Genomic DNA, 24,298 nt, shown 5'->3' on the forward strand with positions numbered 1-24,298 from the left:
ACCCCACGGTGGGAATCGCGTCAGGCCACGCCGGACGGGTCCGACGGCAGCTTCGACGCGGCGTCCTCGTCGAGCAGCCAGAGCGTGGTCTCTTGACCGATCGCCCCGGCGGCCGGCACCGACACCGGCGCGGCGCCACCGATGGCCGCGGCCGCCGCGTCGGCCTTCCCGGCGCCCGACACCATCAACCAGACTTCGCGGGAACGCGCAATCGCGGGCAGCGTCAAGGTGATTCGTTGCGGCGGCGGCTTGGGGGAGTCGTCGACCGACACCACCATGCGGGTGGTTTCGAGCACGGCCGGGGTGTCCGGGAACAGCGAGTTGATGTGGCCCTCGGGGCCCATGCCCAGCAGGTGCACGTCGAAGCTCGGCACCGGCTGGCCGGGCGCGGCGTTGGCCGCCAGCAGTTGCTCGTAGGCCAGCGCCGCCGCGGCCAGATCGCCGCCGAATTCGCCGTCGCTGGCCGGCATCGGGTGCACCTGGCTGGACGGGATGTCGACATGATCGAGCAACGCGGCCCGCGCCTGCTTGTCATTGCGCTCGTCATCGTCTTCGGGGACGTAGCGTTCGTCGCCCCAGAACAGGTGCACCTTGGACCACTCGATCGGCCGGTCCACCAGCGACCGCAACAGCCCGATGCCGTTGCCGCCGCCGGTCAGCACGACGAGCGCGCGGCCGCGGGCCGCGACCGCCTTCCCGATGGTGTCGGTCAGTCGCGTCGCGGCGGCGTCGACCAGGGCCTGGCTGTCCGGGAAGATTTCGATGCTGGTGCTCACACGTATTGCACTTTCTCAATGCCTTCCAGCGCGGTTTGGTAAATCTCGTCGGGATCCAGGCGACGCAGGTCTTCGGCGAGGCACTCGCCGGTTTCCCTGCGCGCCAACGGAAGCAGCGCGTCGGGACGCGACGTCCGGCTCAGCGTGGCCGTCCTGCCTTCTTGCGGGCGGCTCAACACGATGGTCTCGCTGCTGCGCGTCAATTCGATCTTGAGCTCGCCGACCGCCCTGCGCACCGGGCCGTCGATCCGGCTGGCCAGCCACCCCGCCAGGACGTCGAGCGCCGGCTCGGTGGCCAGGCCGGACACCAGCGCCGACTCGATGGGCTCGTGCGGCGTCAAGTCGACGGCCGAGGTCAGCAGCGCCCGCCAGTAGGTGATGCGCGCCCAGGCGAGGTCGGTGTCACCGGCGGTGTATCCCGGCAGCCGGCTCTTGATCGCCGCCAGCGGATCGACCCCGTTGGTCGCGTCGGTGATGCGGCGAATCGCCAACCGGCCCAACGGATCCTGCGCGGGCACCGCCGGCGCGACGTCGGGCCACCAGGCCACCACCGGGATGTCGGGGAGCAGGAACGGGGTGACGACGCTGGCCGCGTGGCCCGACAGCGCGCCCGACAGCCGCAGCACCACGACCTCGCTGGCGCCGGTGTCGCCACCGGCGCGCAGCTGCGCGTCCAACCGGGGCTTGTCCGCGTACGGATTTCCCCTCATCGTGACGATGATCCGGCTGGGGTGTTCGTGGCTCGCGTCGTTGGCCGCCTGCAGCGACTCCTCGAGGATCTCCTCGCTGTCGGGCGCGATGATCAGCGTCAGGACCCGGCCCATCGCGACGGCGCCGACCCTCTCGCGGAGTTCGTCGAGTTTCTTGTTGACCGCGGTGGTGGTGGCGTCCGGCATATCGATAATCATCAGGGCCGCCGCCATTCCCGGCCGGTGCGGTGCAGCATCTCGAACGCGGAGTCCGGGCCCCAGGTGCCCGCCTCGTACGGCTCGGGCTTGCCGCCGGCCGCCCAGTTATCCAGCACGGGATCGAGTATCTGCCAAGCCAATTCGACCTCTTCATTGACCGGAAACAGCGACGGCTCACCCAGCAACACGTCGAGGATCAACTGTTCGTAGGCCTCCGGGGATTCCTCGGCGAACGCCGAACCGTAGGAGAAGTCCATGTTGACGTCGCGGACCTCCATCGCGGTGCCGGGCACCTTGGACCCGAACCGCAGCGTGACACCCTCGTCGGGCTGCACGCGGATCACCATGGCGTTGGTGCCCAGCTCGTCGGTCATGGTCGCGTCGAACGGCAGGTGCGGTGCGCGCTTGAAGATCAGGGCGATCTCGGTCACCCTGCGGCCCAACCGTTTTCCGGTTCGCAGGTAGAACGGCACGCCCGCCCAGCGGCGGGTGTCCACCTCGAGGGTGATGGCCGCGAACGTCTCGGTGGTCGAGTCCTTGGCGAACCCTTCTTCGTCGAGCAGCCCGAGGACCTTCTCGCCGCCCTGCCACCCCGCGGCGTACTGGCCGCGGCTGGTGGTCTCGTCGAGCGGCTCGGCGAGCTGCGTCGCCGAGAGCACCTTGATCTTCTCGGCCTGCAACGCCCTGGGGCTGAAGCTGACCGGCTCCTCCATGGCGGTGAGCGCCAGCAGTTGCATCAGATGGTTCTGGATGACGTCGCGGGCGGCGCCGATGCCGTCGTAATAGCCGGCCCGACCGCCCAGGCCGATGTCCTCGGCCATGGTGATCTGCACGTGGTCGACGTAGTGCGCGTTCCAGATCGGGTCGAACAGCTGATTGGCGAACCGCAACGCCAGGATGTTGCGGACCGTCTCCTTGCCCAGGTAGTGGTCGATCCGGAAGACCGACTCCTCGGGGAAGACGGCGTTGACGGACTGGTTCAGCGCTTGCGCGCTCTCCAGGTCGTGGCCGAACGGCTTCTCGATGACCACCCGGCTCCACCGCTCGCCCTGCGGGCGGGCCAGGCCGGACTTGTGCAGCTGATCGCACACGACCGGGAAGGACTTGGGCGGGATGGCCAGGTAGAAGGCGTGGTTGCCACCGGTTCCCCGCTCGGCGTCCAGCTTGTCCAGTGTCTCGGCCAGCCGGGCGAACGCCTCGTCGTCGTCGAAAGCGCCTGGCACGAAACGGAATCCCTCGGCCAGCCGCTCCCAGTTCTCCTCCCGGAAGGGGGTGCGGCAATGTTCCTTGACCGCCTCGTACACCACCTTGCCGAAATCCTGGGTGCTCCAATCCCGGCGGGCGAAGCCCACCAGCGAAAAGCTCGGCGGAAGAAGCCCGCGATTGGCCAGGTCATAGATCGCCGGCATGACCTTTTTGCGCGCCAGGTCGCCGGTGACACCGAAGATGACCATCCCGCACGGCCCGGCGATGCGCGGCAGGCGCTTGTCGCGCTTGTCCCGTAACGGGTTATGCCATTGTTGCGCGGTGCGGGCTGGGCTCATTTGGAGGCGGAACCCAGCTGCTTCTGCGTTTCCTCCAGCAGCTCGGTCCACGAATCCACGAACTTCTCCACCCCCTCGTCTTCGAGCACCACGAAGACGTCGCTCAGATCGATGCCGATCTGGTCCAGCTTGTCGAACACCTGCTGGGCGTCCGCGGCGGTGCCGGTGACGGTGTCGCCCTTGATCACACCGTGATCGGCGACCGCGTCAATTGTCTTCTCCGGCATGGTGTTCACCGTGTTGGGCGCCACCAGTTCGGTGACATAGAGGGTGTCGGAGTAGTCGGGGTTCTTGACCCCGGTCGACGCCCAGAGCGGACGCTGCACCCGGGCCCCGTGGGCCTTGAGCGCCTGGTAACGCTCGCCGCCTTCGAACACCTCCTGGTAGGCCGCGTAGGCCAGCCGGGCGTTGGCCACACCGGCCTGGCCCAGCAGCGCCTTGGCGTCCTCGGACCCGATCTTCTCCAGCCGCTTGTCGACCTCGGTGTCCACCCGGGAGACGAAGAACGAAGCCACCGAATGGATCTTGGACAGGTCGTGTCCGCCTTCGCGGGCCTTCTCCATGCCGGCCAGGTAGGCGTCCATCACGGCCCGGTACCGCTCGACGGAGAAGATCAGCGTGACATTGACCGAAATCCCTTCCGCCAGAACGGCGGTGATGGCCGGAATCCCGGCCTCGGTCGCCGGGATCTTGATGAACAGGTTCGGCCGGTCGACGATCTTCCACAGCTCGACGGCCTGAGCGATGGTCTTGTCGGTGTCGCCCGCCAGCCGGGGGTCGACCTCGATGGACACCCGGCCGTCGACGCCGTCGGAGTTCTCCCACTCGCGCGTCAACACGTCGCACGCGTTGCGCACGTCGTCGGTGGTGACGGTGCGGATGGTGGCGTCGACGTCGGCGCCGCGCTCGGCGAGCTCGGCGATCTGGCTGTCGTAGGCATCGCCCTCGGCGAACGCCTTCTGGAAGATCGACGGGTTGGTGGTCACGCCGACGACGCTCTTGGTGTCGATGAGCTCCTGCAGGTTCCCCGACCGAAGCCGCTCCCGCGACAGGTCGTCGAGCCACACGGAAACGCCCGCGGCGCTCAGCGCCGCGAGGTTAGGGTTCTGAGCGGTCATGTGAATTACCCTTTCCTCAGTTATCCACGACTTGTTCCGCGGCGGCAGCGACGGCTTCGGCAGTGAAGCCGAATTCACGGAATAAGGTCTTGTAGTCGGCGGATTCGCCGTAGTGCTCGATCGAAACGATCTTCCCGGTGTCACCGACCAGTTTGTGCCAGCTCTGCGCGACGCCGGCCTCGACGGCGACCCGCGCCGACACCGACGGCGGCAGCACGCTGTCGCGGTAGTCGTCGGGCTGGGACTCGAACCATTCGACGCACGGCATGGAGACCACCCGCGCCACAATGTCCTTGTCCGCCAACAACTTCTGCGCCTTAACGGCGAGCTGGACCTCCGAGCCGGTGGCGATCAGCACCACGTCGGGGTCCTGGCCGGCCTCCTCGCCGTCCGAACCCAGGATGTACCCGCCGCGGGCGACCCCCTCGGCGCTGGTGCCCTCGAGCACCGGCACGCCCTGGCGGGTCAGGATCAGCCCCACCGGGCCGCTGCCGTTGCCACGGGCCAGGATCGTGCGCCAGGCGTGCGCGGTCTCGTTGGCGTCCGCCGGGCGCACCACCGACAGCTTGGGAATGGCGCGCAACGCCGCGAGGTGCTCGATCGGCTGGTGGGTGGGGCCGTCCTCGCCCAGCCCGATGGAGTCGTGCGTCCACACGTAGATGGTGTCGATGTCCATCAGCGAGGCCAGCCGCACCGCGGGCCGCATGTAGTCCGAGAACTGCAGGAACGTGCCGCCGTACGCGCGGGTGGGGCCGTGCAGCACGATGCCGGACAGGATCGCACCCATCGCGTGCTCGCGAACGCCGAAATGCAGCGTGCGACCGTACCAGTCGGCGGTGTAGTCCTTCGTCGAAATGGACGGCGGGCCAAAGGATTTCACGCCATCCATGGTGGTGTTGTTGCTGCCCGCGAGGTCGGCCGAGCCGCCCCACAGCTCGGGCAGTTTCGGTCCCACCGCGGACAGCACCTTGCCCGAGGCCGCCCGGGTGGCCAGCTCCTTGGAACCCGGCTCCCAGTGCGGGATGTCGGCGTCCCAGCCGTCGGGAAGTTCCTCGGCGGTCAACCGGTCCAGCAGCGCCTTGCGGTCGGGCTCGCGCTGCACCCACGCGTCGAAATCCGCCTGCCACTTCTCGTGCGCTTCCTTGCCGCGGTCGACCAGCTTGCGGGTGTGGGCGATCACCTCGTCGCGCACCTCGAAGTTCTTGTCCGGGTCGAAGCCGAGGATCTGCTTGACGGCGGCGACCTCCTCGTCGCCCAGCGCCGCGCCGTGCGCCTTGCCGGTGTTCATCAACTTCGGCGCGGGATAGCCGATGATGGTGCGCAGCTCGATGAACGACGGCCGGTCGGTGACGGCCTGGGCGGCCGCGATGGCCTCCTCGATGCCCACGACGTTCTCGCCGCCCTCGACCCTCTGCACGTGCCAGCCGTAGGCCTCGTAGCGCGCGGCGGTGTCCTCACACAGCGCGATGTTGGTGTCGTCCTCGATCGAAATCTGGTTGTGGTCATAGAAAACGATGAGGTTGCCCAGTTGCTGGACGGCCGCCAGCGACGAGGCCTCCGAGGTGACGCCCTCTTCGATGTCCCCGTCGGAGGCGATCACGTAGATGAAGTGATCGAACGGGCTGGTGCCCGGGGCGGCGTCGGGGTCGAACAGACCGCGCTCGTAGCGGGCGGCCATCGCCATGCCGACGGCGGACGCCAGGCCCTGCCCGAGCGGACCGGTGGTGATCTCAACGCCCTTGGTGTGGCGGAACTCCGGGTGTCCGGGCGTCTTGGATCCCCAGGTGCGCAGCGACTCGATGTCGGAGAGCTCCAGGCCGAAACCGCCCAGGTACAGCTGCAGGTACAGGGTCAGGCTGCTGTGTCCGCACGACAGGACGAACCGGTCGCGGCCCAGCCAGTACGTGTCGCTGGGGTCGTGGCGCATCGTCCGCTGGAACAGCGTGTACGCCAGCGGGGCCAGGCTCATCGCCGTCCCGGGGTGGCCGTTGCCGACCTTTTGCACCGCGTCGGCCGCCAGCACCCGAATGGTGTCGACGGCGGCCGAGTCGAGCTCGGACCAGTCGTCCGGGAGGTGCGGTTGGGTCAGCGTGGAGATCTCTTCGAGTGTCGTCACAGACTCAGTCCTTGGGTCATCGAGCTGATCAATCCCACCCTAGTGCGGGAGGGCCGGCTCTTGCAGAGCAGGATTTCGGGTACCCGCGGCCGGCAGGTGAGAAAATTACGCGCCCGTCGAAAGCCCTTAACATTCAGTTCGGAAAACTGGGAAAAGTCTGCGGGAACCGACCCACGGGCGGGGCATCGCCGCCACTCGGTCTACCATCGTCTGTAGTAGATGCTGCGCGCCGCTGCGACCCCGAGGAGTTATTGCGTGAGCGTTCGCGGGCGCGCCGCGCCGAGCCGATTGCCAAGCCGGGTGCGAGGCACGGTGCTGGCGTATCTGGCGCTGACCAAGCCGCGGGTCATCGAGCTGCTGCTCGTGACCGCGATCCCGGCGATGCTGCTCGCGCAGCGCGGCACGGTCAACCCGCTGCTGATCGTCAACACCCTGATCGGCGGCATGCTGGCCGCCGGGGGCGCCAACACACTGAACTGCGTGGCCGACGCGGACATCGACAAGGTGATGAAGCGCACGGCGCGCCGGCCGCTGGCGAGGGCCGCGGTGCCCACCCGCAACGCCCTGGTGCTCGGGCTGGTGCTGACGGTCGGATCGTTCTTCTGGCTGTGGTGGACGACCAACCTGCTGTCGGGGCTGCTGGCCCTGGCGACGATCGCGTTCTATGTGTTCGTTTACACACTGCTGCTCAAGCGCCGCACCTCGCAGAACGTCGTGTGGGGCGGTGCGGCCGGCTGCATGCCGGTGATGATCGGTTGGTCCGCCGTGACGAACACGATCGGCTGGCCGGCCCTGGTGATGTTCGCCATCATTTTCTTCTGGACGCCGCCGCACACCTGGGCGCTGGCGATGCGCTACAAGGACGACTACAAAGCGGCGGGCGTCCCGATGCTGCCGGCCGTCGCGACCGAGCGCCAGGTGACCAAGCAGATCCTGATCTACACCTGGCTGACGGTGCTGTCCACGCTGGCGCTGGCGCTGGCGACGGGCTGGCTGTACGCGGCGGTCGCCGTGGTGGCCGGGGTGTGGTTCCTGGCGATGGCGCACCAGCTGTACGCGGGGGTGCGCGTCGGTGAGCCGGTCAAGCCGCTGCGGTTGTTCCTGCAGTCGAACAACTACCTGGCGGTGGTGTTCTGCGCGTTGGCGATCGACTCGGCCATCGGGCTGCCGTACCTGTTCTGACGATCTGGGGCCGCCACTCGGGCGCCGCCAGTCACTTGGGCCACTCCCGTCTCTCCGAGAGAGTGGACCGCGAATGCCCACCTCCCCGCGACAATCGCCCGGCCCGAGTAGTTGCAACCCCACCACGGCGAGTAGCGGCAACCCCACCACGGCGAGTAACGGCAACCCCACCGAGGCGAGTAACGGCAACCCCACCGCGCCTAGTAACGGCAACCCCCCCACCACGATGCTTTGTCGCTCGGAGGTGGGCAAAACGCCCATGCCTTCCGCGGCGAGACCAATGTGGCCGCTGTGACTCGACAGCCCTCAGGGCACCAGCACGATCGAGCCCGTGGTCTTGCGGCCCTGCAGGTCCTCGTGGGCGCGGGCGGCATCGGCCAGCGGGTAACGCCCGCCGACCTCGACGGTGATGTCGCCACGGGCGATCGCGGAGAACAATTCCTCTGCGCGCCAGCTGAATTCCTGCCCGGTGCGGACGAAGTGCGCCAGCGACGGCCGGGTCAAAAACACGGAGCCGGCGGCATTGAGCCGCTGCGGATCGAACGGCGGAACGGGCCCGCTGGCCGCGCCGAACAGCGCGAGCGTGCCCCGCACGGCCAGGCTGGCCAGGCTGGCGTCGAAGGTGGTCGCGCCCACGCCGTCGTACACCGCGGCCACCCCGGCACCGTCGGTCAACGCCCGGATCCGCTCGCCGAACTCGTCGGCGTCGTCGGGGTAGGAGAGCACCTCGTCGGCGCCGGCCTTCGCCGACATCCGCGCCTTCTCCGGGGTCGAGACCGTCGTGATCACCCGCGCGCCGAGCAGGTGCGCCCACTGCGTCAGGATCAGTCCGACACCGCCCGCGCCGGCGTGCACCAGCACCGTGTCGCCGGCCTGCACCGGATACACCGACTTCAACAGGTAATGCGCGGTCAGCCCCTTCAGCAGCGCCGAGGCCGCCACGTCGGCGGGAACGCCGTCGGGCACCGACGCGGTGAAAGACGCTGGGGCGGTGGCATATTCGGCATAACCGCCGGAAGCCGTGGCGGTGACCACCCGGTCGCCGGCGGTGAACCCCTCGACGCCCTCGCCGGTGTCCACCACCGTGCCGCTCGTCTCCTGGCCGAGGATGAACGGCAGCTGGCGCGGGTACTGGCCCGAGCGGAAATACGTGTCGATGTAGTTGACGCCGATGGCCTCGGCCTCGATCAGCACCTCGCCCGGGCCGGGGGAGGGTTGCGGCGTATCGACGTAGCGCAGCACCTCGGGGCCGCCGGTTTCGCTGACTTCGATTGCGTGCATGTGCTTATCATGCCCGGGCATGAAGCTCGCTCGTCCGGACGTCTTCCATCCCCGCATCGTGCTGGCGGGGCCCGGCGACGACCCCGACGACGCGGGGCTGGTGCCCGCGCTGCGCCGGCGTGGCCTGCACGCGCGGTGGCTGTCCTGGGACGACCCGGGGGCCGCCCAGGCCGACCTGGTGATCCTGCGGGCCGCCCCGGTCGGGCCGGGCCGGCGCGACGAATTCCTGGCCTGGACCCGCCGGGTGCGCCACCTGCTCAACCCGCCCGACGCCATCGCCTGGAATTTCACTGAGCGCTATCTGCGCGATCTCGCGGACGACGGGATCCCGACGGACCCTGGCGCGACGGCCCGCTCGACGTTGATCTTTCTCGGCGGGGAGCGATCCCACGCCTGGCCGGGCGAGCCGGAGTTCGAGTCCTGGGACCTCGCCTATGCCGCGCTGGCGGCGGCCGCCGAACGCGCCGGGGTCGGCGCGCGGGAGCTCCTCTACGGGCGCGCCGACGTGGCGGGGGACCGGTTGGTGAAGCTGGATCTCGTTGCGCCGCAGCTGGGTTGGCGGCACGTGGACGCCGCCACTCGCGAGCTCGCGCAGCGCCGGTTCGCCGTGGCGGTCGAGTCAGGCTGCGAGCGGCTCGGGCTCGGCCCGTTCTCGCATCGACGCCCATAGCGCCGCGGTGGCGGCGGTGGCCGCGGCGGCCCCCGCCACGTGCAGGGCGACGAGCGCCGCCGGGACGCCGGTGTAGTACTGGGCGGTGCCGACGGCGGCCTGCGCACACAGCAGGACGAGCAGCACCCCGAGCCGCCGCAGCACCGCGCGGGTCGCACGCACCGCCAGCAGCCCGAAGCCCAGGCCCACGACCAGCGCGAGGTAGGCGACCAGCAGCGAGGAGTGCACGTGCACCAAAGTGGCGACTTCGACCTTGAGTCGCGGCACCGTCCGGGTGGCGCTGCGGTCACCCGCGTGGGGGCCGGCGGCCGTCACCAGCGTGCCGGTGATCAGCACCGCGGCCAGGTTCACGCCCGAGAGCGCGGTCAGCGCGCGCAGGGGCGCGGGGATCAGCACGCGCACGGCTCCGTCGTCGGGCTCGCCGATCTTGACGTAGAGCAGCACCGCGAGCCACACCATCGTCATCGACGTCAGCAGGTGGATGGCCACCGTCCACCACAGCAGCCCGGTGCGCACGGTGATGCCGCCGATGACCGCCTGGACGACGGTCGACACCGGCATCAGCCACGCATACACCAGGACCTCGCGCCGTCGGCGGGCCCGCGTCACCGCGAGCACGGCCAACGCCGCGGTGATCACCACGGCGAAGGTGACCATCCGGTTGCCGAACTCGACGGCCTGGTGGATGCGCGGCACCTCGGCGTGGGCCACCGGGACGAAGCTGCCCGGAAAGCATTGCGGCCAGGTGGGGCAGCCCAGCCCCGAGGCGGTGACGCGCACGATCGCGCCGGTGATGGCGATGCCGCCCTGGGTCAGGATGACGGCCGCGGCGATCAGCCGCTGGACGCCCAGACTGGGATTGGGGAGCAGGTCCACCAGTCGCAACAGCGTTCGTCCGAGCACGGCCCGATCCTAAGGCACCGAAAACTACATGCTGTAGTACGCCCTGGGTCGCCGAGCGGTCGTCAGGTGAACCGGAACCAGCGCAGCGCGCTCAGCGCGGCCAGCGTGCCCCAGGCCGCCAGGACGATCACCCCGAACCAGTCCACCGACATGGTCATCGCCTGCGACAGCGCCTCGGTCAGCGCGCCCGACGGGGTCAGCCGGGCCGCCCATTTCACACCCGTCGGGATGATGTCGGTTTCCACGGTCAGCGCGCCCAGGCCGGCGAAGACGAACCACATCAGGTTGGCGACCGCGAGCACGATCTCGGCCCGCAGCGTCCCGCCGAGCAGCAGGCCGAGGGCCGCGAACACCACGGTGCCCAGCGCGATGACCCCCGCGCCCAACGCCAACGCGAGCAACGCGGGTCGCCAACCCAGCGCAAAACCGATGGCGCCCAACAGGATTGCCTGCAAGAACACCACCGTGACGACGGCCAGGGACTTGCCCGCGATGATGCCCCACACCGGCAGCGGGGTGGCCCCGAGCCGCTTGAGCGCGCCGTAGCGGCGATCGAAGGCGACCGCGATCGCCTGCCCGGTGAACGCGGTCGAGATCACCGCCAGCGCCATGATGACCGGGGTGAACGTGGCGGCGCGGTGCTGGCCGAACGAGCCGAGCGGAAGCAGCGTGAGCCCGACCAGCAGCGTGATCGGGATGAACATGGTCAGCAGCAGTTGTTCGCCGTTGCGCAGCAGCAGCTTGAGCTCCAGACCGAACTGCGCGGCCAGCATCTTGGGCACCGCGCTGGGGCGCGGGTCGGGGGCGAAAGTGCCTGCGGGGAAAGGTGATTCGCTCATGGCCGCAACTTCCTGCCGGTGAGGTCGAGGAACACGTCCTCAAGGCTGCGTTGCTCGACGCGCATGTCGGTGGCCAGCACGTCGATCCGGGCACACCACGCCGTGACCGTCGCCAGCACCTGCGGGTCGACCGGGCCCTCGACGAGGTATTCGCCCGGCGTCACCTCGGTGGCCTTGTAGTCCTCGGGCAGCGCCGCGGTCAACAGGGACAGGTCGAGCCGGGGCGGCGCGCTGAACCGCAACTGGTCCTTGGCGCCGCTGCGCATGAGCTCGGTGGGCGTGCCCGAGGCCACCGTCGCCCCGCGGTCGATGATGACGATCCGGTCGGCGAGCTCCTCGGCTTCTTTGAGCTGGTGGGTCGTCAGCACCACCGTCACGCCGTCGCGGCGCAGCGCGTCGATCAGCTCCCACACCAGCAGCCGCGCGTGGGCGTCCATGCCCGCCGTGGGCTCGTCGAGGAACACCAATTCGGGCCGGCCGACCAGCGCGCACGCCAGCGCGAGCCGTTGCTGCTGGCCGCCGGAGAGCCGCCGGTAGGTGGTGCGCGCGGCGTCGGTGAGGCCCAGGATGTCCAGCAGCCAGGCCGGGTCCAGCGGATCGGCCGCGTAGGCGGCCACCAGGTCGAGCATCTCGCCGGCGCGGGCCGCCGGGTAGCCGCCGCCGCCCTGCAGCATCACGCCGATGCGCGCCCGCAGCCGCGCGTTGTCGGCGATCGGGTCCAGGCCGAGCACCTCGATGGTGCCGGCGTCCGGGCGCACGAAGCCCTCGCACATCTCGACCGTCGTGGTCTTACCGGCGCCGTTGGGCCCGAGCAGGGCCAGCACCTCGGCGGCGTGCACTTCCAGGTCGAGGTCGGAGACCGCTGTGGTGGATCCGTAGTGCTTGTTCACGCCGCGCAGTCGCACGACCGTGTCAGGAACGTCGGGACTCACGAGCGCCGCTCCTCCTCATAGGCGCCGCTCATGCGGCGCACGGCTGGGTCGTCGGCGCGGCTCACGTGGAATCAGCGTAGGCGTCATGGGTCGGCGTCGGCCGCGGGGTCGGGGCAGGTTGCGCGGGCGATGACGGGTCGGCGGCCGGTCGACGGTCGGTTTCCCGGGCCGACACCGGCAGGGGCCGCCAGGGCAACCGGGTGTAGGTCAGCGCGATGAGCAGCACCACGATGACGGTGCTGGCCAGCGTGGCGTCCACGATCTGGAACAGTGCGAACCGGTCGCCGTTGGCGGTCGGGCCGAAGATGCCGACGACGAGGCTGATGACGATCGCCGCCACCCGGAAGCCGGTGCGGGTGGCCCAGCAGGCCAGCGGGATGATCGCCCACAGCAGATACCAGGGCTGCACGACCGGGAACAGCAGCACGCAGATGCCCAGCGCGACGCCGAGGCCGCCGATCGGGTGCAACCGGCCGCGGAAGACGGCCAGCAGCAGCCACGCCACCATGACCGTGATGATCAGCACACCGATCGCACGGGTCAGTCCCAACACCGCGGTGGTGTGATCGCCCAGGCCCAGCAAGATGCCCACCTGCCCGGTGCCGAGCGCCAGCAGCGTCGGGGGCGACATCCAGCTGCGCACCACGTTCGCGGTGCCCAGCGTGTAGATCCAGCCGAAGCCCAGGCCGCTGGCCCAGCCCACGACGGCCATCACCGCCAGCGACAGGGCCGCCATGCCGCCGCCGGTCAACAGCAGGGCGCGCAGGTTTCCTCCCCGCCGGTAGGCCAGGGCCATCGTGACGAAGCCCAGCGCCAGCAGCGACGGCAGCTTCACCTGCGACGACAGCGTGATCAGGACGGCGCCGGCCACCAGCATGCCCAGCGGTTCCCAGTCGGGACCCGGCTTGAGGGAGCGCGGCAGCAGGCGCGGGGTGTCGACACCGCGCAGCGCGAATTCGGCGCCCGCCAGCATCAGGCCCAGCATCAGCGCCTCGTTGTGCACGCCGGCCACCAGATGCATGATCAGCAGCGGATTGGCCGCGCCCAGCCACAGCGCGCTGACCTCGGCGACGCCGCAGCGCCGGGCCAGCCGGGGCGTCGCCCACACGATCAGTGCGACGCCGAGCAGCTCGACGAGCCGGTGGCACAGCACGGCCGCGACGATGTTCTCCCCGGTGATCGCCGAAATGCCGCGCCCCATCCACAGAAACAGAGGGCCGTAGGGCGCGGGCGTCTCGCGCCACAGCGTCGGCACGGACAGGGTGAAGATGTGGGACAGGCCCAGCCCGGAGGCCGGGCCGACCCGGTACGGGTCGAGTCCCTCCAGGGAGATCTGGCTCTGCGCCAGATAGGAGTAGACGTCCTTGCTGTACATCGGTGGGGCGATCAGCAGCGGCAGCACCCACAGCAGCAGGGTGCGGTCCAGGTCACCGCGCGACATCCGCCGGTTGCCCAGCGCGAACCGGCCGAGCATCAGCCAGGCCAGCGCCATCATGACCGCGCCCGTGGTCGTCATCGTCAACGACACGGTCTGGATGCGCGACGGCAGGTTGAGCAGCCGCACCCCGAACGTCGGGTCCTGCACGACGGGCCGCGCCCCGGCGCCCAGCGCGCCGATCGCCATCAGCATCGTGCCGCTGGCGCCGAACAGGCGGATGCGGCGGAGCGAGGTCAGCTCGGTATCGTTCAGCGGCGTACCCACCGCCTGCTCGTCGCCGTGCAGACTCGCGATCGACGAGCTCAGCGTGTGGTGGCGGGCTGACATCTTCAGCAGCGTAGCCGTCCGGCGGTGTGACCAGCGCAACGCCAGGACAGGGGACCCTTGCTAGACCGATCGTCGGAATTGCGTCACACTGGTGTTGTGAAAATCCGAACCAGCCCCGATGGCGTCGCCGCGCCCGACGTCGGCGCTGCGAGCTCGGATCGTCACACCCGCCGCGCCATCGTGCGCCTGCTGCTGGAATCCGGAACGATCACCGCGGGCGAGATCGGTGACCGGCTGGGCCTGGCGGCCGCCGGTGTGCGCCGGCACCTCGACGCCCTGATCGAGGCGGGCGATGCCGAGGCCACGGCCCCCGCGGCATGGCAGCAGGCGGGGCGCGGGCGTCCCGCGAAGCGCTACCGGTTGACCGCCGGCGGTCGGGCCAAGCTCGACCACGCCTACGACGACCTGGCGGCGGCGGCCATGCGGCAGCTTCGCGAGATCGGCGGCGAAGAGGCGGTTCAGGCGTTCGCCCGGCAACGGATCGACGCCATCTTGACCGAGGTCACCGCGGCTGACAGCGCGGCGGACGACGACGTCGAGGCGGCCGCCGAACGGATCGCCACCGCGCTGACCAAGGCCGGCTATGTTGCCAGCACCACCCAGGTCGGCGGGCCGATTCACGGCGTGCAGATCTGCCAGCACCACTGCCCGGTCTCGCATGTCGCCGAGGAATTCCCCGAGCTGTGCGAGGCCGAACAGCAGGCGATGGCCGAGGTGCTGGGCACCCATGTCCAGCGGTTGGCGACCATCGTCAACGGCGACTGCGCCTGCACCACGCACGTCCCGCTGACGCAGAGCAAGGCTTCAAGTACGGCGCCCAGCCCGCGCCACATGACCGACACCACGAGCATCAAAGGAGCGTCTCGATGACACTCACACCCGAGGCCAGCAAGACGGCTACCGCGCCGCTGACCCAGGAAGAGGCGATCGCCTCCCTGGGGCGGTACGGCTACGGCTGGGCCGACTCCGACGTCGCGGGCGCCAGCGCCCAGCGCGGGCTGTCCGAGGCGGTGGTCCGCGACATCTCCGAGAAGAAGAGCGAGCCCGAGTGGATGCTGCAGGCGCGGCTCAAGGCGCTGCGCATCTTCGAGCGCAAGCCGATGCCGACGTGGGGCTCGAACCTGGAGGGCATCGACTTCGAGAACATCAAGTACTTCGTGCGCTCCACCGAAAAGCAGGCGGCGACCTGGGATGACCTGCCCGAGGACATCCGCAACACCTACGACCGGCTGGGCATCCCCGAGGCGGAGAAGCAGCGCCTGGTGGGTGGCGTGGCGGCGCAGTACGAGTCCGAGGTGGTCTACCACCAGATCCGCGAGGACCTCGAGGCCCAGGGCGTCATCTTCGTCGACACCGACACCGGCCTGCGCGAGCACCCCGAGATCTTCCAGGAGTACTTCGGCACCGTGATCCCGGCCGGGGACAACAAGTTCTCCGCGCTCAACACCGCGGTGTGGAGCGGCGGCTCGTTCATCTACGTCCCACCGGGCGTGCACGTCGACATCCCGCTGCAGGCCTACTTCCGGATCAACACCGAGAACATGGGCCAGTTCGAGCGGACGCTGATCATCGCCGACGAGGGTTCGTACGTGCACTACGTCGAGGGCTGCACCGCGCCGATCTACAAATCGGACTCGCTGCACTCGGCCGTCGTCGAGATCATCGTGAAACCCAATGCGCGCGTTCGCTACACGACGATTCAGAACTGGTCGAACAACGTCTACAACCTGGTCACCAAGCGCGCCCGCGCCGAGGCCGGCGCGACGATGGAGTGGGTCGACGGCAACATCGGATCCAAGGTCACCATGAAGTACCCGGCGGTCTGGATGACCGGCGAGTACGCCAAGGGCGAGGTGCTCTCGGTGGCCTTCGCCGGCGAAGACCAGCACCAGGACACCGGCGCCAAGATGCTGCACCTGGCGCCCAACACGTCGAGCAACATCGTGTCCAAGTCGGTGGCGCGCGGCGGGGGCCGCGCCTCGTATCGCGGCCTGGTGCAGGTGAACAAGGGCGCCCACGGATCACGCTCCAGCGTGAAATGCGATGCGCTGCTGGTCGATACGATCAGCCGCAGCGACACCTATCCGTATGTCGACATCCGCGAGGACGACGTCACGATGGGGCACGAGGCCACCGTGTCCAAGGTCAGCGAGGACCAGCTCTTCTACCTGATGAGCCGCGGCCTGACCGAGGACGAGGCGATGGCGATGGTGGTGCGCGGCTTCGTCGAGCCGATCGCCAAAGAGCTGCCGATGGAGTACGCGCTGGAGCTCAACCGCCTGATCGAGCTCCAGATGGAAGGCGCGGTCGGCTAGTGACGAATCTGACCGAAGCGGTCGAGGGGTCGTCGCTTACCGCGCTGAACAAGGGGGAGCTGTTCTCCTCCTTCGACGTGGACGCGTTCGAGGTCCCGCACGGCCGCGACGAAATCTGGCGCTTCACCCCGTTGCGCCGGCTGCGCGGCCTGCACGACGGATCGGCGCATGCCACCGGCAAGGCGCAGATCACCGTCACCGAACAGCCGGGTGTGCGCACCGAAGTCGTCCGCCGGGGCGACGAGCGGCTGGGCCAAGGCGGCGTTCCCGCCGATCGCGTTGCGGCTCAGGCCTTCTCGTCGTTCAACTCCGCGACGGTGGTGACCGTGGCGCGTGACACCGAGGTCGCCAAGCCCATCGAGATCGTGGTGGACGGGCCGGGCGAGGGCGCGGTCGCCTACGGGCATCTGCAGATCCGCGTCGAGGAACTCGCGCGGGCCATCGTGGTCGTCGACCTGCGCGGCAGTGGAACGTACGCCGACAACGTCGAGATCATTGTTTCAGACTCGGCGGCGCTCGGGGTGATCTGGATCGCCGACTGGGCGGACGACATGGTCAACGTCAGCGCGCATCACGCACGGCTGGGCAAGGATTCGGTGCTCGGCCACGTCAACGTGACGCTCGGGGGAGACCTGGTGCGCACCTCGACGACGGTGCGGTTCACCGCCGCCGGCGGCGACGCTCAACTGCTCGGCACCTACTTCGCCGATGACGGCCAGCACATCGAATCCCGGCTGCTCGTCGACCACGCTCACCCCAATTGCCGCTCGGACGTGCTGTACAAGGGTGCGCTGCAAGCGGATCCGGAATCCGACCGTCCGGACGCACACGCCGTCTGGGTCGGCGACGTGCTGATCCGCGCCGAGGCGACCGGCACCGACACCTTCGAAACCAACCGCAATCTGATCCTCACCGACGGTGCCCGCGCCGATTCGGTGCCCAACCTCGAGATCGAGACCGGTGAGATCGTCGGCGCCGGACACGCGAGTGCCACAGGGCGATTCGACGACGAGCAGGTGTTCTACCTACGGGCCCGCGGCATCCCCGAAGACCAGGCCCGCCGATTGATCGTGCGCGGCTTCTTCGCCGAGATCATCCAGAAGATCGCCGTGCCCGCCGTGCGCGAGCGCCTGACCGAGGCCATCGAACACGAGCTTGAGCTGACCGAAGGAAACAAGAACTGATGACCACGCTCGAAATCAAGGACTTACACGTCAGCGTCGCGCGCACCAACGAGGCCGACGCCATCGGAATCCTCAAGGGCGTCGACCTCACGGTGTCCTCGGGGGAGACGCACGCGCTGATGGGTCCCAACGGATCCGGCAAGTCCACCCTGTCCTACGCCATCGCCGGGCACCCGAAGTACGAGGTGACTTCCGGATCGATCACGCTGGACGGCCAGGACGTGCTGGCGATGAGCGTCGACGAACGCGCCCGGGCCGGCCTGTTCCTCGCGATGCAGTACCCGATCGAGGTCACCGGGGTGTCCATGTCGAACTTCCTGCGCTCGGCCGCCACCGCCGTGCGCGGTGAGGCGCCGAAGCTGCGGCACTGGGTCAAGGAAGTCAAGGCCGCGATGGACGACCTGGGAATCGACCCGGCGTTCTCCGAACGCAGTGTGAACGAAGGCTTTTCCGGCGGTGAGAAGAAGCGCCACGAGATTCTTCAGCTGTCGCTGCTCAAGCCCAAGATCGCCATCCTGGACGAGACCGACTCCGGCCTGGACGTCGACGCGCTGCGGGTGGTCAGTGAGGGTGTGAATCGCTACGCCGAAGCCGAGCATGGCGGCGTTCTGCTGATCACGCACTACACCCGCATCCTGCGCTACATCCAGCCGCAGTTCGTCCACGTGTTCGTCGGCGGGCGCATCGTCGAAGCCGGCGGCCCGGAATTGGCCGACCAGCTCGAGGAGCACGGCTACGAGCGCTTCGTGCAGGCGGCGTCTGCGAAGGCCTGACATGACTCGGCGTGATGCGGCGGCTTCCGCTCTCGATCTCGCGGCGATCCGCGCCGACTTCCCGATCCTCAAGCGCGTCATGCGCGGCGGAAATCAGTTGGCGTATCTGGACTCCGGGGCGACGGCGCAGCGTCCGCTGCAGGTGCTCGACGCCGAGCGCGAGTTTCTGCTGACGTCCAACGGGGGCGTGCATCGTGGTGCGCACCAGCTGATGGAGGAGGCCACCGACGCCTACGAGCAGGGCCGCGCCGACATCGCGGCGTTTGTCGGCGCCGACGCGCAGGAGCTGATCTTCACCAAGAACGCCACCGAGGCGCTCAACCTGGTCTCCTATGTGCTGGGCGACAACCGGTTCGAGCGTGCCGTCGGCCCCGGCGACGTCATCGTCACCACCGAGCTCGAGCACCACGCCAACCTGGTCCCCTGGCAGGAGCTTGCCCGCCGCACCGGTGCCACGCTGCGCTGGTACGGCATCTCCGACGAGGGCCGCATCGACCTGGACTCGCTGGAGCTCGACGAGCGGGTCAAAGTCGTTGCCTTCAGCCACCATTCCAATGTCACCGGCGCGCTCGCGCCGGTGGGCGAACTGGTCTCCCGCGCCAAAGCCGTCGGCGCTCTCACCGTGCTGGACTCCTGCCAGTCGGTGCCGCACCGCCCGGTCGACTTCCACGCGCTCGACGTCGACTTCGCCGCCTTCTCCGGCCATAAAATGCTGGGTCCCAACGGGATCGGCGTGCTGTACGGACGCGGGGAGTTGTTGTCGGCGATGCCGCCATTCCTCACCGGCGGCTCCATGATCGAGAACGTCGCCATGGACGCCTCCACCTACGCCGCGCCCCCGCAGCGTTTCGAGGCCGGCACCCCGATGACGTCCCAGGTGGTCGGGCTGGCCGCGGCCGCCCGCTATCTCGACGGCATCGGCATGGACGCCGTCGAGGCGCACGAACGCGGGCTGGTCGCCGCCGCCCTCGAGGGCCTGTCCGGGATCGAGGGCGTGCGGATCATCGGGCCCACCGCACTGGAAAACCGCGGCTCCCCGGTGTCATTCGTCGTCGAAGGCGTGCACGCGCACGACGTCGGGCAGGTCCTCGACGACGACGGCGTCGCGGTGCGCGTGGGGCACCACTGCGCGCTGCCGCTGCATCGCCGGTTCGGGCTGGCGGCCACGGCCCGGGCGTCCTTCGCGGTGTACAACACCGCCGAGGAGGTCGAACGGTTGGTGGCGGGCGTGCGCCGCGCGCTGGATTTCTTCGTCGGCGATCGCAAGCGCGGCGAAGCCGGGCGCAGCGGGTCGTCGCCATGGGTTGGGAGACAATGACCTTGCGCCTCGAACAGATGTATCAGGACGTGATCCTCGATCACTACAAGCACCCGCAGCACCGCGGGCTGCGGGAGCCGTTCGGCGCCGAGGTGTTCCACGTCAACCCGGTCTGCGGTGACGAGGTCACCCTGCGCGTCGCGCTGTCCGACGACGGCGAAACCGTCGCCGACGTGTCGTACGACGGGCAGGGCTGCTCGATCAGCCAGGCGGCCACCTCGGTCCTCACCCAGCAGGTGATCGGTCAAAGTGTCGGCGATGCCCTCAAGACCATCACCGCGTTCACCGAGATGGTGTCCTCCCGCGGCACCATCGAGGGCGACGAGGACGTGCTCGGCGACGGGGTCGCGTTCGCCGGGGTGGCCAAATACCCCGCCAGGGTGAAATGCGCGCTGCTGGGGTGGATGGCGTGCAAAGACGCGCTGGCACAGGCTTACTCACGACAAGAACCAGCCCTCGAGGAGGTTACAGATGAGCGAGACCACCACACCGCATGACGAGTTGCTCGCCGATGTCGAGGAAGCGATGCATGACGTCGTCGACCCCGAACTAGGCATCAACGTCATGGATTTGGGCCTGGTGTACGGCTTGGAGGTCGAGCACGGCGAGATGGGCCCGGTGGCATTGATCGACATGACGCTCACCTCGGCGGCCTGCCCGTTGCAGGACGTCATCGAGGACCAGTCGCGCAGCGCGCTCGTCGGCGCCGGCTTGGTCGACGAGCTGAAGATCAACTGGGTGTGGAACCCGCCATGGGGCCCGGACAAGATCACCGACGACGGGCGCGAGCAACTGCGCGCCCTTGGCTTCACGGTCTAGAACTTCGGTATCGACTCGAATCTCGCGCCGCTCTGCAGTCATCGTCTTTGCGCAGAACGGAAATGGCGCCTTTGGCCTCGAAGATCGCGAGATTGATGCAGTCGGCGTTGGGGTGGCCGTGCAGGCGTAACACGGCCTCGAGGTCGGCTGCGGTCAACCCGCATTGGCGCAGATTGCGTCGGTCTATCTTCCCGTCGCGGATCAGCACTTTCAGCGGTGGATCGATGAACCGTCGAACCCCCGGGATGAAGCGCAATCGTGCCAACACTGCGTGGGTGACCAGGAGGCAGATCAGCGCCGTGGTTGCGCTGAGCCACGACGCGTCGCTGGCGGTGGCGGCCCTGCCGACGATGGCGCCCGCGGCGACCGCGGCGATCCAGTCGAAGGGCGCGAATTCGGCGAGGGTGCGCCGCTCCGTGAAGCGAAACAGGACCGCGGCGGTGAGGAACAGCGTCGAGGATTTGATGGCGGCACCGGTGACACCGGCCGAGTCGCCGATCAGGGCATGAAATATCCGGTCCACGCGTGCCTCCGTTCCAGGTAGTGAGCCTGGCCCCAACCGTTGTGAACTGTCATCACCCTTCACCGCCAATCACCCGGGTGAATGAACGGTAGGGGTGATGACGGTTAACCCCGCCGCGCGTCACGCTCACTGTATGAGCAGACCTGCGGAGGCCCAGGATGTCGCGCCGAGATCCACCGCCGCGATCACGAACTCCCCGGTTCGGACGCACAGCCCGATCGCCACTCCCTGCGGCATCGAACATCTCGATTTCTCGCCACAGTGTCAGCTGGCGTTCCTCGACAACGGTTTTCGGTGTGCGCGCCCGGCGGCGGCGTATGTGGAGTTTCACATGGTCGGTTACTGCAAACGCGACGATTGTGACGAGGATGGCAATGCCTGCGGTTTCGTGTGCGCGGACCATCTCGATGCGTTGGAGTACACGGCCGAGTGCACCGCACGGGAGCTACACCCCGCGAGTCTCGCGCGGCGGCTGTCCCGGCGCGTCGCTCGATGCCCGTCCTGCGATAGACCGATCCGATCTGCCGCCGATATTCTGCAGGTCGTGGTGATGCTCTAGCCAGGCCGACGGTGGTCATCGGCCCTGTCTCAGAGCAGATTTCGCTAACCAGCGTTCGGCGTCGAGGGAGCATGCGCAACCGCTGGCGGCCGCGGTGATGGCCTGCCGGTAGCGGCGGTCAACCAGGTCGCCGGCGGCGAATACGCCGTCGACCGAGGTGTGGCTGGTCCCTTCTCGCGTGAGGACATACCCGTGGGGATCGAGATCGACGATGCCCGCGAGCAGCTCCGAGCGGGGGCCGTGCCCGACGGCCACGATCACCGCGGAAACCGGCAGATCGCGCTCGGCGCCGCCTACGTGCTGTCGCAGCCGCAGGCCGGTCACCCACCGCCGCCCTCGGACGGCGAGGACCGAGGTGTTGGTGAGAACGGTGACCTTGTCGTGTGCGCGCACCCGGGCGGTGGTGAGCGGCGATGCGCGGAAGGTATCGCGGTGATGAACGATGGTGATGCTGCGCGCGATCCCCGTCAGGAAGAGCGCCTCCTCCATGGCGGCGTCCCCTCCGCCGACGACGGCGACATCCTTGTCGCGCAACATCAACCCCGCACCCTTGGCGGTGGTACTGACGCCTCGGCCCCGTAGCCTCTTCTCGCCGGGGATGCCAAGCGCCCGCGGGACCGAACCCATGGCGAGGATGACGGCGCGGGAACGCCAGACCCTTCCGGCTGCCGCCACGGTCTTGACGTCACCGTCTAGCCGGAAATCATCGACGTCGTCGGGGTGCAGCTGGGCGCCGAACCGTTTGGCCTGGGCACACATGTCCCCTACGAGAAGTGGCCCGCTGGTGCCCTCGCGGAAGCCGGGATAGTTCTCGACGACCGTGGTGGTCATCAGCGCCCCGCCACGCGAAGTCCCTTCGATCAGCACCGTGTCGAGCTGCGCTCGCGCCGCATAGATGCCTGCGGTGTACCCCGCCGGGCCCGATCCGACGATGACGACGTCATGGATGCGGGCCGGCGCCGGCACTGCGGGAGCGGACGGGACAAACGTGCTAAACGGTTTGAGCGACAACGACTCCGGCGTCGCGCTCACCGCGCATCCGCACTCCCGTATCGCACGTGGGATTCAGCGCGCAATCGGTCGACCATGTGCGGGTAGTGAAGTTCGAAGGCGGGCCGCTCGGAGCGGATCCGGGGGAGTTCGGTGAAGTTGTGTCGTGGCGGCGGGCTCGAGGTGGCCCATTCCAGCGAGTTGCCGTGTCCCCATGGATCGTCGACGGTGACCGGTTCGCCGTACCGCCAGCTCTTGAACACATTCCACACGAACGGCAGCATCGAGAAGCCGAGGATGAACGCCCCGATCGTCGAGACGATGTTGAGCGGCTGGAAGCCGTCGGTGGGCAGATAGTCGGAGTACCGGCGCGGCATGCCCATGCTGCCCAGCCAGTGCTGCACCAGGAACGTCGTATGAAAGCCGACCAGCGTCAGCCAGAAATGAAGCTTGCCGAACCGCTCGTCGAGCAGCCGCCCGGTCATCTTCGGGAACCAGAAGTACACCCCGGCATAGGTGGCGAACACGATCGTGCCGAACAACACGTAGTGGAAGTGGGCGACCACGAAATACGTGTCGGTGACGTGGAAGTCGATCGGAGGGCTGGCCAGCAGCACCCCGGACAACCCGCCCAGCAGGAACGTGACCAGGAAGCCCATCGCGAACAGCATCGGGGTCTCGAAGGTCAGCTGGCCCCTCCACATGGTGCCGATCCAGTTGACGAACTTGATCCCGGTGGGGACCGCGATCAAGAACGTCGTGAACGAGAAGAACGGCAGCAGCACCGCACCGGTGGCGTAGAGATGATGCGCCCACACCGCGATCGACAGCGCCCCGATGCTGATGGTGGCGTACACCATCGTGGAGTAGCCGAACAGGGGCTTGCGGGAAAACACCGGCACGACCTCGGTGATGATGCCGAAGAACGGCAGCGCGATGATGTAGACCTCGGGGTGGCCGAAGAACCAGAACAGGTGCTGCCACAGCAGGACTCCGCCGTTGGACGCGTCGAAGATGTGCGCGCCGAGGTGGCGGTCGGCGGCCGCGCCGAACAGCGCGGCCGTCAGCAACGGGAAAGCGACTATCACCATGATGCTCGTGACAAGGATGTTCCAGGTGAATACCGGCAAGCGGAACATCGTCATACCCGGTGCGCGCAGGCAGACCACCGTGGTGATCATGTTCACCCCGCCCAGGATGGTGCCCAGGCCGCCGACAATCAGCCCCAGGATCCACAGGTCGCCTCCGGCGCCCGGGGAATGGACCTCGTTGGAAAGCGGCGTGTAAGCCGTCCAGCCGAAATCCGCGGCGCCGCCCGGGGTGATGAATCCCGCCAGCGCGATGAGAGCACCAAACATGAAGAGCCAGAACGACAATGCGTTGAGCCGTGGGAAGGCGACATCGGGGGCGCCGATCTGCAAGGGCAGCACGAGGTTGGCGAACCCGAACACGATCGGAGTGGCATAAAACAGCAGCATCACCGTGCCGTGCATGGTGAACAGCTGGTTGTACTGCTCGTTCGACAAGAACTGCAGCCCCGGTGCGGCCAGCTCGGTACGGATGAACAGAGCCATCAGCCCGCCGACGAAGAAGAAGGCGAAGCAGGCGACGATGTACATGATCCCGATCAGCTTGTGATCGGTCGTGGTGATCAGGCGGTAGATCAGGTTGCCCTTGGGCCCGACGCGCGCCGGAAAGGCCCGGTGGGCGCGCAGCTCACCCACCGGGGGTGCGTAGGCGGACATCAGATTGGTCTCCTAATGCTGGATCCGTCTCCCGCCGG

At 68.4% G+C, this 24,298-nt stretch carries 23 protein-coding genes; 10 read left to right on the top strand and 13 right to left on the bottom strand.

Annotated elements, in window-relative coordinates; translation table 11 throughout:
• Positions 1–20: 20 nt before the first annotated feature.
• Genes pgl through tkt form a run of 5 tightly spaced genes read right to left on the bottom strand, consistent with a single transcriptional unit; the run spans position 21 to position 6,462 of the window.
• A complete protein-coding gene (gene pgl, locus QGN31_RS09755) occupies positions 21–776 on the bottom strand; it encodes a 6-phosphogluconolactonase (RefSeq protein ID WP_009955770.1) in 756 nt (251 codons plus the stop codon).
• Positions 773–1,684, bottom strand: a complete 912-nt coding sequence (opcA, locus tag QGN31_RS09760) for a glucose-6-phosphate dehydrogenase assembly protein OpcA (protein ID WP_008258116.1) — start codon at positions 1,682–1,684, stop codon at positions 773–775. Before opcA ends, pgl begins: the two co-directional genes overlap by 4 nt.
• Positions 1,684–3,228 carry a glucose-6-phosphate dehydrogenase gene (gene zwf / locus QGN31_RS09765; protein ID WP_009955768.1) on the bottom strand — a complete coding sequence of 515 codons (1,545 nt, stop codon included), beginning with the start codon at positions 3,226–3,228 and terminating at the stop codon, positions 1,684–1,686. The genes opcA and zwf overlap by 1 nt, the downstream gene beginning before the upstream one ends.
• Entirely contained in the window at positions 3,225–4,346 is a 1,122-nt protein-coding gene (gene tal / locus QGN31_RS09770; RefSeq protein WP_014942453.1) for a transaldolase, read from the bottom strand. Before tal ends, zwf begins: the two co-directional genes overlap by 4 nt.
• A gap of 16 nt (positions 4,347–4,362) precedes the next feature.
• A complete protein-coding gene (gene tkt, locus QGN31_RS09775; RefSeq protein WP_008258107.1) occupies positions 4,363–6,462 on the bottom strand; it encodes a transketolase in 2,100 nt (699 codons plus the stop codon).
• 255 nt (positions 6,463–6,717) lie between these two features.
• On the opposite strand from tkt, the gene QGN31_RS09780 reads away from it, so the two are divergent.
• Positions 6,718–7,644 (top strand): heme o synthase, encoded by a 927-nt coding sequence (locus QGN31_RS09780; protein WP_043955086.1) that lies wholly within the window; start codon positions 6,718–6,720, stop codon positions 7,642–7,644.
• 306 nt (positions 7,645–7,950) lie between these two features.
• Here the strand turns inward: QGN31_RS09780 and QGN31_RS09785 are convergent, their stop codons facing one another.
• On the bottom strand, positions 7,951–8,925 hold the full coding sequence (locus tag QGN31_RS09785) for a quinone oxidoreductase family protein (RefSeq protein ID WP_014942451.1): 975 nt from the start codon (positions 8,923–8,925) through the stop codon (positions 7,951–7,953).
• A gap of 19 nt (positions 8,926–8,944) precedes the next feature.
• On the opposite strand from QGN31_RS09785, the gene QGN31_RS09790 reads away from it, so the two are divergent.
• Positions 8,945–9,595, top strand: coding sequence for a hypothetical protein (locus QGN31_RS09790; RefSeq protein ID WP_043955084.1), 651 nt, complete (start codon positions 8,945–8,947; stop codon positions 9,593–9,595).
• On the opposite strand, the gene QGN31_RS09795 is transcribed toward QGN31_RS09790, so the two are convergent.
• The 4 genes from QGN31_RS09795 to mptB all read right to left on the bottom strand — a co-directional run bounded on the left by QGN31_RS09795 (position 9,545) and on the right by mptB (position 14,034).
• The gene (locus tag QGN31_RS09795; RefSeq protein WP_014385242.1) at positions 9,545–10,498 is read right to left on the bottom strand and encodes a COX15/CtaA family protein; all 954 of its coding nucleotides are present in this window, start codon (positions 10,496–10,498) and stop codon (positions 9,545–9,547) included. The genes QGN31_RS09790 and QGN31_RS09795 overlap by 51 nt on opposite strands.
• Positions 10,499–10,560: 62 nt before the next feature.
• Positions 10,561–11,337, bottom strand: a complete 777-nt coding sequence (locus QGN31_RS09800; RefSeq protein WP_014385241.1) for an ABC transporter permease — start codon at positions 11,335–11,337, stop codon at positions 10,561–10,563.
• Positions 11,334–12,269, bottom strand: coding sequence for an ABC transporter ATP-binding protein (locus QGN31_RS09805; RefSeq protein WP_041785083.1), 936 nt, complete (start codon positions 12,267–12,269; stop codon positions 11,334–11,336). The genes QGN31_RS09800 and QGN31_RS09805 overlap by 4 nt, the downstream gene beginning before the upstream one ends.
• 61 nt (positions 12,270–12,330) lie before the next feature.
• A complete protein-coding gene (gene mptB / locus QGN31_RS09810; RefSeq protein WP_014942450.1) occupies positions 12,331–14,034 on the bottom strand; it encodes a polyprenol phosphomannose-dependent alpha 1,6 mannosyltransferase MptB in 1,704 nt (567 codons plus the stop codon).
• 96 nt (positions 14,035–14,130) lie between these two features.
• Between mptB and QGN31_RS09815 the strand changes: the two genes are divergently transcribed.
• Genes QGN31_RS09815 through QGN31_RS09845 form a run of 7 tightly spaced genes read left to right on the top strand, consistent with a single transcriptional unit; the run spans position 14,131 to position 20,443 of the window.
• Positions 14,131–14,904 carry a helix-turn-helix transcriptional regulator gene (locus tag QGN31_RS09815; protein WP_009955755.1) on the top strand — a complete coding sequence of 258 codons (774 nt, stop codon included), beginning with the start codon at positions 14,131–14,133 and terminating at the stop codon, positions 14,902–14,904.
• On the top strand, positions 14,901–16,349 hold the full coding sequence (sufB, locus tag QGN31_RS09820; RefSeq protein ID WP_009955754.1) for a Fe-S cluster assembly protein SufB: 1,449 nt from the start codon (positions 14,901–14,903) through the stop codon (positions 16,347–16,349). Before QGN31_RS09815 ends, sufB begins: the two co-directional genes overlap by 4 nt.
• Positions 16,349–17,533, top strand: coding sequence for a Fe-S cluster assembly protein SufD (gene sufD, locus QGN31_RS09825; RefSeq protein WP_009955753.1), 1,185 nt, complete (start codon positions 16,349–16,351; stop codon positions 17,531–17,533). The genes sufB and sufD overlap by 1 nt, the downstream gene beginning before the upstream one ends.
• Positions 17,533–18,306: a Fe-S cluster assembly ATPase SufC gene (gene sufC / locus QGN31_RS09830; RefSeq protein WP_009955752.1), complete on the top strand. Its 774-nt coding sequence runs from the start codon at positions 17,533–17,535 to the stop codon at positions 18,304–18,306. The genes sufD and sufC overlap by 1 nt, the downstream gene beginning before the upstream one ends.
• Position 18,307: 1 nt before the next feature.
• A complete protein-coding gene (locus QGN31_RS09835; RefSeq protein WP_014385238.1) occupies positions 18,308–19,624 on the top strand; it encodes a cysteine desulfurase in 1,317 nt (438 codons plus the stop codon).
• Complete coding sequence (gene sufU, locus QGN31_RS09840; RefSeq protein WP_009955750.1) at positions 19,621–20,121, top strand: Fe-S cluster assembly sulfur transfer protein SufU; 501 nt, start codon at positions 19,621–19,623, stop codon at positions 20,119–20,121. The genes QGN31_RS09835 and sufU overlap by 4 nt, the downstream gene beginning before the upstream one ends.
• Positions 20,096–20,443 carry a metal-sulfur cluster assembly factor gene (locus QGN31_RS09845; RefSeq protein ID WP_008258091.1) on the top strand — a complete coding sequence of 116 codons (348 nt, stop codon included), beginning with the start codon at positions 20,096–20,098 and terminating at the stop codon, positions 20,441–20,443. The genes sufU and QGN31_RS09845 overlap by 26 nt, the downstream gene beginning before the upstream one ends.
• Here the strand turns inward: QGN31_RS09845 and QGN31_RS09850 are convergent.
• Positions 20,433–20,966, bottom strand: a complete 534-nt coding sequence (locus QGN31_RS09850; protein WP_014385236.1) for a DUF421 domain-containing protein — start codon at positions 20,964–20,966, stop codon at positions 20,433–20,435. The two genes, QGN31_RS09845 and QGN31_RS09850, sit on opposite strands and share 11 nt — an antisense overlap.
• 97 nt (positions 20,967–21,063) lie before the next feature.
• Between QGN31_RS09850 and QGN31_RS09855 the strand changes: the two genes are divergently transcribed.
• The gene (locus tag QGN31_RS09855; protein ID WP_014711995.1) at positions 21,064–21,525 is read left to right on the top strand and encodes a hypothetical protein; all 462 of its coding nucleotides are present in this window, start codon (positions 21,064–21,066) and stop codon (positions 21,523–21,525) included.
• Between the two features lie 15 nt (positions 21,526–21,540).
• Here the strand turns inward: QGN31_RS09855 and QGN31_RS09860 are convergent, their stop codons facing one another.
• A complete protein-coding gene (locus QGN31_RS09860; protein ID WP_014942449.1) occupies positions 21,541–22,491 on the bottom strand; it encodes an NAD(P)/FAD-dependent oxidoreductase in 951 nt (316 codons plus the stop codon).
• A 62-nt stretch (positions 22,492–22,553) separates the two neighbouring features.
• Entirely contained in the window at positions 22,554–24,260 is a 1,707-nt protein-coding gene (gene ctaD / locus QGN31_RS09865) for an aa3-type cytochrome oxidase subunit I (RefSeq protein ID WP_043955081.1), read from the bottom strand.
• Positions 24,261–24,298 lie beyond the last annotated feature (38 nt).

The sequence above is a fragment of the Mycobacterium sp. 2-64 genome, assembly GCF_035918375.1.
GTDB lineage: Bacteria > Actinomycetota > Actinomycetes > Mycobacteriales > Mycobacteriaceae > Mycobacterium > Mycobacterium intracellulare.

What these genes read in the sequence shown, in the direction of transcription:
- QGN31_RS09790 (WP_043955084.1), top strand. Translation starts at nt 8,945, where the DNA reads ATGAAGCTCGCTCGTCCGGACGTCTTCCATCCCCGCATCGTGCTGGCG.
- opcA (WP_008258116.1), bottom strand. Translation starts at nt 1,684, where the DNA reads ATGATTATCGATATGCCGGACGCCACCACCACCGCGGTCAACAAGAAA.
- QGN31_RS09835 (WP_014385238.1), top strand. Translation starts at nt 18,308, where the DNA reads ATGACTCGGCGTGATGCGGCGGCTTCCGCTCTCGATCTCGCGGCGATC.
- QGN31_RS09800 (WP_014385241.1), bottom strand. Translation starts at nt 11,337, where the DNA reads ATGAGCGAATCACCTTTCCCCGCAGGCACTTTCGCCCCCGACCCGCGC.
- tal (WP_014942453.1), bottom strand. Translation starts at nt 4,346, where the DNA reads ATGACCGCTCAGAACCCTAACCTCGCGGCGCTGAGCGCCGCGGGCGTT.
- QGN31_RS09845 (WP_008258091.1), top strand. Translation starts at nt 20,096, where the DNA reads ATGAGCGAGACCACCACACCGCATGACGAGTTGCTCGCCGATGTCGAG.
- QGN31_RS09855 (WP_014711995.1), top strand. Translation starts at nt 21,064, where the DNA reads ATGACGGTTAACCCCGCCGCGCGTCACGCTCACTGTATGAGCAGACCT.
- sufC (WP_009955752.1), top strand. Translation starts at nt 17,533, where the DNA reads ATGACCACGCTCGAAATCAAGGACTTACACGTCAGCGTCGCGCGCACC.
- sufB (WP_009955754.1), top strand. Translation starts at nt 14,901, where the DNA reads ATGACACTCACACCCGAGGCCAGCAAGACGGCTACCGCGCCGCTGACC.
- zwf (WP_009955768.1), bottom strand. Translation starts at nt 3,228, where the DNA reads ATGAGCCCAGCCCGCACCGCGCAACAATGGCATAACCCGTTACGGGAC.
- sufU (WP_009955750.1), top strand. Translation starts at nt 19,621, where the DNA reads ATGACCTTGCGCCTCGAACAGATGTATCAGGACGTGATCCTCGATCAC.
- ctaD (WP_043955081.1), bottom strand. Translation starts at nt 24,260, where the DNA reads ATGTCCGCCTACGCACCCCCGGTGGGTGAGCTGCGCGCCCACCGGGCC.
- QGN31_RS09785 (WP_014942451.1), bottom strand. Translation starts at nt 8,925, where the DNA reads ATGCACGCAATCGAAGTCAGCGAAACCGGCGGCCCCGAGGTGCTGCGC.
- mptB (WP_014942450.1), bottom strand. Translation starts at nt 14,034, where the DNA reads ATGTCAGCCCGCCACCACACGCTGAGCTCGTCGATCGCGAGTCTGCAC.